The sequence below is a fragment of the Sandaracinus amylolyticus genome, assembly GCF_021631985.1.
In the GTDB taxonomy this organism is placed as follows: domain Bacteria; phylum Myxococcota_A; class Polyangia; order Polyangiales; family Sandaracinaceae; genus Sandaracinus; species Sandaracinus amylolyticus_A.
Genome location: NZ_CP070225.1, coordinates 5,713,599 through 5,726,375 on the forward strand (window position 1 = coordinate 5,713,599; position 12,777 = coordinate 5,726,375).

Consider the following 12,777-nt stretch of genomic DNA (forward strand, 5'->3'; position numbering starts at 1 on the left):
CGAGCGCCGGAGTCGAGATCGACTCCAGCGCTCCAGTCCGGTCGCGGTCGAATCAGTCGCCGCCGCACCAGGTCGTCAGTGCGTCACGAAGTCCGTCCTGCGTACCGTCTCCGGTCCACGCGACGTATCCGTCGGGCCGGATGAGCACGGCAGTCGGAGCCTCGACCACGCCGATCACCGGGAGCTCCCACGCGCCCCGATATCGAGCGTCGACACATTCGACTCCATCCGCCCGCGCGCCGAGGTCGATCGCGCCGGGCTCTCCGAGATTCAACAGCACCGGTCGCGCGCCGTGCAGCAGCGTGAACACCCGGCGCGGGCCGCTCTCGGTCGTCAGCTCGAGATCGGGCATGCGGCGTCCGAGCAGCGGATGGCCCGCGCCGAGGTCGTAGTGGATGTCGAGACCCGACAGCAGCCCCGCGAGTCGCTTCCGCGGCTCGTCCATCTTCACCAGCTCGGACACCGTCTCGCGCAGCGCTCGGGTCCGTTCGTCGCCGCGCTGGAGCGCCGTCTGCGACATGGTCGTCTGCAGTGCGCGCGCCGTGATCGGGTGCCGCTCGCGCTGGTAGCTGTCGAGCAGGCTCTCCGCCGACGTGCCGTGGACCACGCGGGCCAGCTTCCATCCCAGGTTGACGGCGTCGTGGACTCCGAGGTTGAGCCCTTGTCCGCCGGCCGGAGAGTGCACGTGCGCCGCGTCGCCGGCCAAGAGCACTCGTCCCTCGCGATACGAGGCAGCCTGTCGCGTCGCGTCGGTGAACCTCGACAGCCACGTGACGTCGTGAACGCCGTAGTCCGTGCCGTAGACGGACATCAGCGCTCCGCGCAGCTCGTCGAGCGTCGGCTCGTCGCCCTGTCCGACCTGCGGCTCGCACACCACGAGGCTCACGCGCTTGCCGTCGTCGAGCTTGCCGAGCCCGTGAACGCCCCTGTCGCCGTGACGGATGCCCCACGCCGGCTCACCGTCATCGCGCACTCGGCGATCAGATAGCTGACCGACGCGTCCCACCCCGGGAAATCGATACCGGCGCTCTTGCGGACCAGACTGCGACCACCGTCACACCCGACGACGTAGTCCGCGCGCAACGAAGCACCGTCCTCCAGCTCGAGGTCGACACCGGTCTCGTCCTGCACGAGTCCGATCACCTCACGACCGCGATGGATCGGCACCGCGAGCTCGGCGGCCCACTCGGCCAGGATCTGCTCGACGTGGCGCTGCGAGAGCGCGAGACCGTAGTTGTGGCGAGTCGGGAAATCGCTGATGTCGAGAGGCGCCATCCCGAAGCCCGCGGTCTGGGCCACCTGACCTCGCGATAGAAAACGGTCCGCGAGGCCACGCTGATCGAACAGCTCGATCGTGCGCGAGTGCAGACCGCGTGCACGCATGCCGGCGAGATCCTGATTCGCACGGCGCTCGACGATCGCGACGTCGGCGCGCGCCAATGCGAGCTCCGCCGCCAACATCAGTCCCGTCGGACCTCCGCCCACGATCACCACCGAATGGTTCGTCATGGCGGGGGACTCTGCGGCACGAATTGGGGCTTCCCGCAAGCCCTGGGTCTGGCATAAACCGGAGCTGGGAGAAGACAGGCGCGCTCTGTCTTCCGCCGGGCGCCGACGCTACGCGAAGAGCTGCGCGAGCCACGCACGGACGCGCGCGAGGACCCCGCGCTGCTCGTCGAAGCGCGGCGGACCGGAGACCTGGGTCTCGTCTTCCATCCGTGCGCCGAGACGCGTCGACTCCTCCGACGCGCCGATCCGCGGCAGCGCGGTCACGTCGATCGTCCACGACCCCGCGCCCGCCGCCGCGGCCGCGAGCTCCTCGAGCCGCCGCAGATCGATCCCCGCGCGCTCGCGCACCAGCGCGCCGATCTCGCCCGCCGTCGCCACCCGCGGCAGGCTCGCGCGCAGCGCCGTCGCGAACGACTCCGCGTCCGCGAACCGCTCCGCCGGTGGCCGCCTCAGCGCCTGCGCGACCACTGCGGCGAGCTCCGCGGGCACGTGCGGCGCCCTCTCGCGCACGTCGGGAATCGGCGCGATCGCGAGCGCCTGGTACGCCTCGACGTAGCTCTTCGCGTGCACCAGCCGGCGGCCCGTCAGCATCTCCCACACCACGATGCCGAGCGCGAACACGTCGGTGCGCGCATCCACCGGCGCGCCCTCGATCTGCTCGGGCGCGAAGTAGCCGAGCTTCCCCTTCAGCTCGCCGGTGCGGGTGCGCGTGATCCGCGCGTACGCGTGCGCCACACCGAAGTCGGCCACGCGCGCGCACCCTTCGACGTCGACCAGCACGTTGGGCGGCGACATGTCGCGGTGCACGATGCCGAGCGGCGCACCGTCGGGCCCCGTCGCGCGGTGCGCGTCGTGCAGCCCGAGCGCGATCTGCGCTCCGATCTCCGCGGCGATCGCGGGAGGGATCGCGCCGCCGTGCGCGAGCAGTCGCGAGAGCGACACGCCGACCACGAGCGGCATCACGAGGTAGGGCCGCCCCTCGTCGTCCGAGCCGAGCGTGTACGTCTCGACGCAGTGCGGGCTGGCCACCATCGACGCGATGCGCGCCTCGTCGAAGAACATCTCGACGAACTGGCGCTCGTCGACGACGTCTCGCCGCGGCTGCTTGACCGCGACGACGCGCGGCATCGAGTCGCCCGCGGGTGCGCGCGCCGCGTAGACCTCGGCCATCCCACCGGCCGCGATGCGCCCGACGATCTCGTAGGGGCCGACTCGGCTCGGCACCGGTGTGGAGATCTCGCGCGCCGCCAACGGGGCGACGCTACCACGCCGCCGCATGCGCGGCGTCAGGGCGTGTGCGTGGCCTCTGCCTCTTCGCGATCGAACGCATCGAGGCCCAGCAGCGGCGTTCTCTGCGTCTCGGGCACCGCGATGGGCGGCGGATCGACCGGCGTTTCCGGCTCGCTCGTGGGCTCGGCGCTCCGCGCGCTCGGGAGCGTGCGCCTCGCGCGCAGAACGGCCGGTGCGCCCGCGTCACGATGCGCCTCGGCGTCGGCCGTCGCGTCGTCTTCGACGGCGCTCGGCGCGGGCTCGAGGGTCGGCTCTTCCGCCGGTGCGACGCTCGGCTCCGCGCTCGCGGCCGGCGCGCTCGGGCTCACCGCTCGCTCCGAGAGCGCGCTCGCGGCCGTCCACGCCGCCGCGATCACGAGCGCCGCCGAGAGCGCCGCGATGCGCACCGCACGCGCCCGATTCTTCTCCGCTCGCGGCGGCGGCACCGCGGGCTCCGCGAGGCGCTCGGTGATCGTGCGCTCGATCGCCGCGAGCCGCTCGCCCGCGAGGTCGCGCACCACCTCCGCGATGCGCGCCGTCCCTGCGAGCCCTCCGTGCTCCGCGGCCGCGCGCTCCAGTCGATCCGCGAGCTCCGTCGCCGTCGCCAGCCGCGTCGCACGATCTCGCTCGAGCGCCGCGGCGACGGTCTCGACGATCACCGCGGGCAGATCGGGCCGCACCTCGTGCAGGCTCGGGATCGGCCGGCGCAGCATCTTGTCCACGATCGCCAGCGGATTGTCCGCCTCGAAGAGACGCCGCCCCGCGAGCGTCTCCCACGCCACCACCCCGAGCGCGAACACGTCGCTCGCCGGCTCCGCCGGCTCGCCCCGCAGCTGCTCCGGCGCCGCGTACGCGACCTTCCCCTTCAGCTCACCGCTCTCCGTCTGCGTCGCGCGCGCCGCCGCTCGCGCCACCCCGAAGTCCGAGAGCCGCGCCCGCCCGTCGATCCCGACGAGCACGTTGTGCGGCGACACGTCGCGGTGCACGAGCCGCAGGGGCGCGCCGGTGAGACTGCGCGCCGCGTGCGCGTCCGCGAGCCCGCGCGCTGCCTGCACCAGGATCGCGAGCGCGACGTCGAGGTCCATCGGGCGGCCCCGCTCCGCCTGCGCGTCGAGGAGCTGGCGCAGCGACGCGCCGAGCACGAGCTCGAGCACCTGGAAGAGGATCCCGCGCTCGGGCACGCGGCCGAGGTCGAGCGTCGCGACGACGTGCGAGCTCTGGACCTGCGCGGCCACGCGCGCCTCGTCCACGAACATCCGCACGAATTTCTCGTCGCTCGCGAGGTGCGGGAGCATCACCTTGAGCGCGACGAGCTTCTGGAACGACTCCTCGCCGAGGATGCGCGCCGCGTGCACGGTCGCCATGCCCCCGCTCCCGATCGGGCAGAGCACCTCGTAGCGCGCGAGCACCTCTCCACGAGCCAGCACCGGGCACGACCTCCTGAGAGCCCTCCGCGCCCACCTGCGACGCGCGCGGCGATCCTACCTCGTGTGCCCGCCGCGGCGTCAAACCACGGTTCACGAGCCGCATCGCGTCATCTAGGATCGGCGCGTGGTGACCGGCCGCCTCGATCGTCGCGTCATCCTCGCATGCGCCCTCGCGTGCGCGGCGCTCTGGGGGTGCGAGAGCGACCCAGCGCGCACCGAGCTCGTCGTGATCGTCGACTCCGACGTGCCGGAGCTCGACCACGTCGAGATCCACGTCGACGTACAGGGCCAGAGCGTGGTCCGCGAGACCGTCGATCTCCGCGCGTCGCCGCTGCCGATCACGTTCGGCGTGATCTCGACCTCGGGGCGCGACCGGCTCGTGCGGGTGGAGGCGATCGGGCTCGACGGCGGATCGCCGCGCGTGCACGCCGTGCGGCGCACGCGCTTCGTGCCGGGCGAGAGCCGCGTCCTGGTGGTCGTCCTCGAGGCCGCCTGCGCGGACCGCGCGCCGTGCGACGGGAACCTGACCTGCCGCGCGGGCGAGTGCACCGACGACTTCGTCGATCCCTCCGAGCTCCCCCGCTACGACGGCGAGCTCCCCGACTCGGGCATCACGCGCGTCGACGGCTCGGTGCTCGACGCCGGTCCCCCCGACGCGGGCTGCATGGACGACGCAGGTGTCGTCGGCAGGCCGGAGGGCTGCGTGCTCGACCGCTGGCCGGCGCGCCCCGTCTGCCGCGGCGACACCGGCGACGACGGGGTCGTGCGCTACGTCGCGCTGCTCGATCCGCTGATGGACCAGGGCTCCGACGCGTGGCGCATGCTCGGCCACGACCTCGACGGCCTCTGCACCGATCCGTTGATGAACGACACGGCCGAGTGCCGCACGACGACGGGCCCGGTGCTCGATGGCCTCGGGGGGATCGACAACGCGACCTCGCGCGTGCTCGCGGGCACCCGGATCCTCTGGCCGACGTGGCTCGCGGAGGCGCAGGCGTTCGCGCGCGAGCGGATGCGTGAAGGCGACGTCGTGCCGGTCATGCGGATCCGCGGCTGGAGCGGCGAGCCCGACGACGCGCGCGTGGAGGTGTGGGTCGCCGGCAGCGTCGACGTCCTCCACGAAGACACGCCCGCGCCCGACGGCGGCGTCCTCGAGGACGATCCGTCGCGCCCCGATCCCGCGTGGGACGGAACCGATCGCGCGTACGTCGCGGACGGGTACTTCTCGGTGGGCGACATCGGCATGCCGCTCATCGGCGACGACGACGCGTACGTCGCGGGCGGCACGCTCGTCGCGCGCATCCCGGACCGCGCACCCTTCGACGTCGCGGCGCGCAGCACCGGCGGAGTGGCGCGCATGGTGTTGACCGACGCCCGCTTCGTCGGCGCGATCGCCGCGGACGGCACGCGCTTCGATCGCGCGATGGTCATCGGTCGCTGGGGCCGCAACGATCTCCTCGGCTATCTCGAGGACGTGGGGATCTGCCCGAGCGATCCGGACTTCGCGCCGCTGCGGGTCTCGATCGAGCAAGCGCTCGACCTGCGCAGCGATCCCTCGAGCACCGGGCCCGATCTCGCGTGCGACGCGATCAGCATCGCGCTGCCCTTCGAGGCCACCGTGCCGGTGCAGTTCGGCGGGCTCGTGCGCGGCGAGTTCTCGCCGACGGGTTGTCCGTGACGACGACGCGCGTGCTCGCGCTCGCGATCGCGTGGGCGGTCACGCTCGGCGCGGCGGGAGCGCAAGCGCAGTCGGGCTCCGGCGCATCGCTGACCGGCGCGGCGCGCGACCTCTTCCGCGACGGCATGCAGGCCGCGGAAGCGGGGCGCTGGGAGGACGCGCGCGCCGCGTTCGAGCGCAGCTACGAGCTCGCGCCGCGCGACTCGACGCTGCTCAACCTCGCGGTCGCGCTCGGCCAGACGGGGCGCCTCGTCGCAGCGATCGAAGCGTACCGGCGCTTCCTCGCGCGCGCCGACGAGACGACGCGCGCCCAGGGCGAAGCGCACGCGCGGGATGCCGTCGCCGCGCTCGAGGCGCGCATCGCGCACGTCTCGCTGACGGTGCGTGGCCTCGAAGAGGGCGACGTCGTGGCGCTCGACGAGGTCGAGATCGCGCACGCCGCGATGGGCCTCGATCTCCCGGTCGATCCCGGCGCGCACGTCGTCACGGTCACGCGCGACGGCCGCGAGTGCGCGCGGCGTGCGCTCGAGCTCGCGGAGAGCGCGCGCCGTGACCTCGAGCTCGTCGCGATGTGTCCGCCGCCGCCGCCCATCGAGCCGGAGCTCGAGCTCACGCCGACCCCGGTCGAGCCCGAAGATCAGAGCGAGGATCCGGCGCCGTGGATCGCGCTCGGCGTGGGCGCCGGCGCCGCGGTGATCGCAGGGATCGTGATCGCCGCCGTCGTGGTCGCGTCGCAGGGGCCGAGGGATCCGGGCCCGTTCATGGGCAACCTCGGCCCGGGCTCGTTCCCCGCGCCGTGACGGACGGCGACTCGCGCGCCAGGAATCACGCGTCTCGAGCTCGGCCCGCGCTCACGGCGCGATGCTGGTGCAGAACGCCATGTCGTTGGCCACGCCCAGCTCGGGCACCGGCGCACACGGATCGAGCATGCCCGCCTCGAGCTGGAGTCGGATGTCCTCCAGCCTCGTCGCGTTCTCGGCCGACACCAGGTGCGCGAGATCGTGGAACGGAGCCAGCGCCGAGCCGCCGAAGTAATTGCCCGCCTGCAGGGCGCCCCTGTCGGCATCCGCGATCAGATCCGCCACCGCGCTGACGATGCTCTTGGTCGAGCTCGACACGATGCACTCACGAACCTCGGGGAGCGTCTGGTACTGATCGAAGTCGACCCCGATCACCGTGACGTCGCGCATGCACGCCGCGATCAGCGCAGCGTTTCCGGTCCCGCCGGCCGCGCCGAAGACGACGTCGGCTCGCATGTCGATCATCTGCTCCGCCGTCGCCGCGCCCCAGGTCGGGTTGGTGAAGCACGTCGCGATGTCGTCTTCGTGGAAGGTCGCGAGCACCGTGACGTCGGGGTTCACGTAGCGCGCTCCGTTCCAGAACCCGATTCCGAAGCGCGAGACCGGAGGAACGAAGCGGCAGCCGAGCACCGCGCCGACCACGCCGGTCTCGGTCACCAGCCCTGCGAGCGCGCCCGCGAGGAAGCCTCCGACGTCCTCGTGGAACACGACGCCCGCGACGTTCGGAATCGTCGACTCCTGGAACTGGTCGGTCCCGATGAAGCTGACGTCGGGATGCCGCATCGCAGCGGCGCGCGTCCCTTCGCCCATCGTGAACGACGACGTCACGACGATGTCGAAGCCCTCCTCGACCACCTCGTCGATCCGGGCGCCCCACACCTCCGGATCGGGCGAGTTGGTGACGACGCTGCGCAAACACTCGTCGGGCAGCTCGAGCGCCGCAGCAGCCCGCAGCACGCCATTCCAGCCCGACGCGGTGAAGCCCTGATCGCCGAGGTCGCCGACGTCGACGACGTATGCGATCCGCGTGCGACAGGGATCGCTCGCCTCGGCCTCACACGAGGCGAGCAACACGACACATGCGAGAACGGGCAGACGCCCGATCGAGGAGTTGCACATCATGTCCTCCTTCTTGACGTTCTCGCGCCGGTACAAGCGCTGCGCGAGCGCGCGGAATCACGTGTGTCGTGCTCGCGCCGCGCTCAGTTCGCGCCGCCGGTGCAGAACGCCATGTCGTTCGCTTCGCCGAGCTCCTCCACCCGCGCGCACGGGTCGAGCGTGCCCGCCTCGAGCTGCAGTCGGATGTCCTCCAGCGTCATCGCGTTCTCGGCCGACACCAGGTGCGCGAGATCGTGGAACGGAGCCAGCGCCGAGCCGCCGGCGTAGTTGCCCGCCGGCAAGGCTCCTCGCTCGGCGTCCGCGATCAGATCCGCCACCGCGCTGACGATGCTCTTGGTCGAGCTCGACAGGATGCACTCACGGACCTCGGGCAGCGTCTGGTACTGATCGAAGTCGACGCCGATCACCCTGGCGCCTCGCGTGCACGCCGCGATCAGCGCGCCGGTTCCGGTGCCGCCGGCCGCGGCGAAGACGACGTCGGCTTCCATGTCGACCATCTGCTCCGCCGACGCCGCGCCCCAGGTCGGGTCGCTGAAGCACGTCGCGATGTCGTCCTCGTGGAAGTCCGCGATCACCGTGACGTCGGGGTTCACGTGGCGCGCTCCGTTCCAGTAGCCGATCGCGAAGCGCGGGATCGCAGAGATGGAGGGGCAGCCGAGCACGACGCCGACCGTGTCGCTCTGGGTCGTCATGCCCGCGAGCGCGCCCGCGAGGAACCCACCGATGTCCTCGCGGAACACGATGCCGACGACGTTCGGAATCGTCGTCTCCTGGAACTGGTCGGTCCCGATGAAGCTGACGTCGGGATGCCGCAGCGCGGCGTCGCGAGTCCCCTCGGTCATCGAGGGCGACTTGGTCACGATGATGTCGAAGCCCTCGGCGACCAGCTCGTCGATGCGGGCGCCCCACACCGCGGCGTCGGTCGAGTTCGTCTGGACGCTGCGCACGCACTCATCGGGTAGCTCGAGCGCCGCGGCGCCTTGCAGCACGCCATTCCAACCCGACGCGACGTAGCCCTGATCACTGATGTCGCCGGTATCGATCACGTATGCGATTCGCGCGCGACAGGGATCGTCGGCCTCGGCCTCGCACGAGGCGAGCAACACGACACATGCGAGAACGGGCAGACGCCCGATCAAAGAGCTCCACAGGATCCGAAACTGCATGTCTCCCCCTCCTTGGTTCGTTCTCGCGCCGCCCGGACGCGGTTATCAGCCGCCGATGAAGTGGCAGAGGCTGCGGAAGACCGCGGGCTCGCGGTTGATGCGATCCTCTTCGATCGTCCAGAAGCCCAGGAACGGCATCGCGAGCTCGTGCTCGTCGGTGAGATCGACGCTGCTCGATGCGCCGCAGTAGTCGATCTCGGCGCCGTCGCGCACCGCCGCGAACGCCGCCTCGACCTCGTACCAGGCGAAGAGCTCGCCGCTCGGACGCGACGTGTCGCGCAGCACGTCGGAGATCGATCCGCCCGACACCTCGACGCGCTCCGCGGCGAGCGCCCAGAGAATGAGCGCGTCGTAATAGAAGTGCGTGATCTGCAGCGGGCGCTCGTCGCTCCAGCGCGCTCGGAACTCGGTGCGGAACGCGGCCGCTTCGTCGCCCACCTCGGGCGAGACGCCGACCGCGCCGTCGAGCAGCCCCGGCGAGATGTTCGCGACGAACGCATCGTCGTTGAGGGTCGGCGCGAAGTACCAGCTCACCGTCGCGCCCAGCGCCGCGGCGTCCATCACGATGCGCGCGCCGGAGCGCGGATAGGCGACCAGCACGAGCGCGTCGGGCTCGCCGTCGAGCGCGCGCTCGAGGACGGCGCGATCCTCGACCTCCGGATCGAAGCGCTCGTGAGAGATGATGCTCCCGCCCAGGCGGGTCAGCTCGCCGCGAACACCCTCTGCGAACGCGTCGCCATACGTCCCCTGCGCCGAGATGATCGATGCGCGCTGCCGTCGATCGCGGAACATGCGCTGCGCGAGCGCGCGTCCTTCGGCCGCTGCGGTGGGACCCAGATGGAAGCGCAGCGCCTCGCGGGTCGGGTCCGCCGACGCCGCCTCGCTGATGGTGAGCAGCGGAATCCCTCGCGCCGCGAGCAGCGGCTCGATCGACTCGGCGAGATCGCCCTCCTCCGGCCCGATGATCACGTCGACGCCGGCATCGATCAGCGCCTGCGCGGCTTCCATGCCGCGCACGGGATCGGAGTGGGTGTCTCGCGACACCAGCGTGAGCGGCCGGCCTCCGACTCCGCCGGCCTCTTCGTTCACCGTCTCGATCGCGATCAGGAGACCGCGCTCGATGTTCTCACCCGCCGACGCGAGATCGCCGGTGAACGGGAGCAGCGCGCCGACGCGAATCGAGTCGGCCGGCGCGGGCGCCGGCCTGGACACGCAGCTCGCGAGCACGATCGACGACGCCACGAGGGCCAGAGAGCGGTCGAGTGCAGCCATGATTCGCTCCGTCTCCGAACGACTTCAGAACGTCTGTCGCCACTGCAGCAAGAACGTCCGCGGCGCCGACGGAAGGTCGATGCCCGAGAAGCCCGGCTGCGCGGTGTCGGTGCCCAGGATGTTCCGCGCGGTGAAGGTGATCGTCGTGAGCCCGCCCGGGATCAGCTCGGCATCGAACACCGACGCCGTCGCGTCCCAGTACCAGGCGTCGGGCAGGTGATAGACGGCGCCCGCCTCGAGCACGTTGGTGTCGCTGGCGCGCCGCGACGACACATAACGAACCTGGGTTCCGAAGCGGATCGGGAAGCCCGGGATCGTGTAGTGCGCACCCGCGCGGAAGAGCCCGGGCGGATAGGCCTCGAGGTCGGTCCCCAGCAGGTCGGCGCGATATCCCGACACGTCCAGGCCGCGCTCACCGAGCACCAGCGAGAACGACGCATACAGGCGCAGCTGCTCGTTCCAGTCGACCCTCGCCAGCGTGTCCCACGACCACACGCCGACCTCGGAGATGTTCCGAGCGACCAAGTTGGCGCCCATGCGCGTGAACTCGGCCTTGTTGATCAGATAGCTGTACGAGAGCTCGGTCTGCAGCGTCATCCACTCCCACGGCCGATAGACCACCTGTCCTTCGAACGTGTGGATCTGCTGAGGGCGCAGATCGGGATTGCCCAGGATGTCGCCCGCCACCAGCGGCACGCCGTAGAGCAAGAGCGGCGTGGGCGCGCGGAACGCGCTGCCGTACATCACCTTCGCGCTGAGGTTCTCGAGGATCTCGACCGCGATCGCAGCGCGTCCGTTGATCTGCGAGTCGTAGATGTTGTGCAGGTCGTAGCGGATGCCGCCGTGGATGTGCAGGCGCTCGATCGGCGTCGCGCTGGCGAGCAGATAGGCGCCGAAGTTGAGGAACGTGCGGCGCCCCTGTCGCGTCGAGGTCGACTCGCGGATGTTGCCCGGCGCCATTCCATCGCTCGCGCCGTAGAGCACGTGCAGCACCGAGGGCAGCTGCTCGTCGTCGAGCAGACCGTCGACACCCAGCGTCAGGCGCAGCTCGTCCAACGGCGACCACCGCGCCGTCGCGCCGAGCTCACCCCCGGCGAAGTCGTTCTGGCGTCGGATCGAGTAGATGTCGCTCCCGACGTCGATGTGATCGCGGTCGGTCGGTGCACCACCGAAGGCGCGCACGAACGCATCGATCGAGAGGTGCGGATCGGGCGTGCCCGAATAGGCGAGATCGACGTAGCCCTGCCAGAGCGAGACGCGATTGCCTCGCGACCGACCGACGAGATCGGTGCCTTGCGCGAGCTGCGCCCAGTCGGCGAATTCCGCGCCTCGATCGAGCACCGACGCATAACCCGTCAGCGAGAGCGAGTGCTCGGGCGCCAGACGGAGCGACACGCGCGCCAAGCCGACCGCGGAGTTCAGATCGAGCTCGCGCGCTCGCTCCCAGTCCTCACCGGTCATGCGATAAGGCGCGACACGCTGGGCCGGCGAGCTGGCCGGCAGCGAGATGCCCGATCGATCTCCGCGGAAGAGGCGCCACGACACGAAGAACGCCAGGTCGTCGATGCGCCGGCCGATCGCGAAGTCGAGCTCGCCACCGAGCCCACCGCCCCAGCTGAGCCCCTGGGTGAAGTCCGCACCATCGATTCGCCCGGGGTCGCGAGTGACGATGTTGACGACGCCCAAGAACGCGTCGGCGCCATACACCGTCGAGGCGGGCCCTCGCACGATCTCGATGCGCTCGATGATCGAGAGCGGCACCAGCTCGGCACCCAGCCAGTGACCCGCGGTCGCGCGATAGGACACCGCGCGTCCATCGATCGTCAGCTGCACCAGGCCGCTCTCGGCGCGCAGCCCGCCCGAGATTCCGCGCACTGCCACGTTGGGCGTGATGTGGTCGTCGACGACGTAGAAGCCGTGCACGTGCTCGAGCACTTCGGCGACCGTCGAATAGCCCCAGCGCAGGATCTCCTCGCGCGTGACGACGGTGACGTTCGCGGGCGCATCGTCGACCGACTCGATCGTGCGCGACACTGCAGTGACGTAGCGGCCGGACAGGAGCGCTTCGAGATCGAGCGTCTCGATCGCTTCGACGTCCTCTCCCTCGGCGTCGGTCAGGCTCTCGAGCCCGCTCTCGACCGGCGGAATGTCGGTCGGCTCGCTCGGCGCAGACTGCGACTCACCCTCGGGGGCGATGGCGGGCTCGCCTTCGCTCGCCGATTCTTCTCCAGGCGCCGCGCTGACAGGCTCGGTCGGCTCCGTCTGTTGGGGAGGCGTCTGTTGGGGAGGCGTCTGCTCGGGAGGCGTCTGCTCGGGAGGGGGCTCCGGAATCGGAGCCTCCTGCGCAGACACGGGTGCGACGCGCGCGACGAGCGCCAGTGCGAGCACCAGCGCCACACGTACGACTCGCGCTCGGAGCTTCGCGCCCGTCGCGGATCCTGGCGATCCGGTCGAAACCAAGGAACCCCCTCACGACTTTTGTATCGCCGAGCGCAGACGCATCTCAAGCGCAAAGTTTCACCCACAACGGCACTTAC

The 12,777-nt window shown here is 71.1% G+C and carries 8 protein-coding genes and 1 pseudogene; 2 read left to right on the forward strand and 7 right to left on the reverse strand.

Going from position 1 to position 12,777, the window contains the following annotated elements; genetic code table 11:
* Positions 1 to 52: 52 nt before the first annotated feature.
* From I5071_RS47025 to I5071_RS24185, 3 genes and pseudogenes are all read right to left on the reverse strand, one after another.
* Positions 53 to 1,509: pseudogene (locus I5071_RS47025) on the reverse strand (FAD-dependent monooxygenase).
* A 108-nt stretch (positions 1,510 to 1,617) separates the two neighbouring features.
* Positions 1,618 to 2,733, reverse strand: a complete 1,116-nt coding sequence (locus I5071_RS24180) for a serine/threonine-protein kinase (RefSeq protein WP_236515120.1) — start codon at positions 2,731 to 2,733, stop codon at positions 1,618 to 1,620.
* Positions 2,734 to 2,795: 62 nt separating this feature from the next.
* Entirely contained in the window at positions 2,796 to 4,205 is a 1,410-nt protein-coding gene (locus I5071_RS24185; RefSeq protein WP_236515122.1) for a serine/threonine-protein kinase, read from the reverse strand.
* 127 nt (positions 4,206 to 4,332) lie between these two features.
* Here I5071_RS24185 and I5071_RS24190 point away from each other — a divergent pair, with 127 nt between their 5' ends.
* Positions 4,333 to 5,883, forward strand: coding sequence for a hypothetical protein (locus I5071_RS24190; RefSeq protein ID WP_236515124.1), 1,551 nt, complete (start codon positions 4,333 to 4,335; stop codon positions 5,881 to 5,883).
* Positions 5,880 to 6,683, forward strand: coding sequence for a hypothetical protein (locus I5071_RS24195; protein WP_236515126.1), 804 nt, complete (start codon positions 5,880 to 5,882; stop codon positions 6,681 to 6,683). Before I5071_RS24190 ends, I5071_RS24195 begins: the two co-directional genes overlap by 4 nt.
* Before the next feature lie 51 nt (positions 6,684 to 6,734).
* Here I5071_RS24195 and I5071_RS24200 read toward each other — a convergent pair whose 3' ends face one another.
* The 4 genes from I5071_RS24200 to I5071_RS24215 form a co-directional block, all read right to left on the reverse strand.
* Positions 6,735 to 7,754: a BMP family ABC transporter substrate-binding protein gene (locus I5071_RS24200; protein ID WP_236515128.1), complete on the reverse strand. Its 1,020-nt coding sequence runs from the start codon at positions 7,752 to 7,754 to the stop codon at positions 6,735 to 6,737.
* 131 nt (positions 7,755 to 7,885) lie between these two features.
* A complete protein-coding gene (locus I5071_RS24205) occupies positions 7,886 to 8,968 on the reverse strand; it encodes a BMP family ABC transporter substrate-binding protein (RefSeq protein ID WP_236515130.1) in 1,083 nt (360 codons plus the stop codon).
* A 45-nt stretch (positions 8,969 to 9,013) separates the two neighbouring features.
* Positions 9,014 to 10,240 carry a penicillin-binding protein activator gene (locus tag I5071_RS24210; RefSeq protein ID WP_236515140.1) on the reverse strand — a complete coding sequence of 409 codons (1,227 nt, stop codon included), beginning with the start codon at positions 10,238 to 10,240 and terminating at the stop codon, positions 9,014 to 9,016.
* A 24-nt stretch (positions 10,241 to 10,264) separates the two neighbouring features.
* Positions 10,265 to 12,628, reverse strand: coding sequence for a TonB-dependent receptor plug domain-containing protein (locus I5071_RS24215; protein ID WP_236515142.1), 2,364 nt, complete (start codon positions 12,626 to 12,628; stop codon positions 10,265 to 10,267).
* Positions 12,629 to 12,777: the final 149 nt, after the last annotated feature.

What these genes read in the sequence shown, in the direction of transcription:
- I5071_RS24210 (WP_236515140.1), bottom strand. Translation starts at nt 10,240, where the DNA reads ATGGCTGCACTCGACCGCTCTCTGGCCCTCGTGGCGTCGTCGATCGTG.
- I5071_RS24205 (WP_236515130.1), bottom strand. Translation starts at nt 8,968, where the DNA reads ATGCAGTTTCGGATCCTGTGGAGCTCTTTGATCGGGCGTCTGCCCGTT.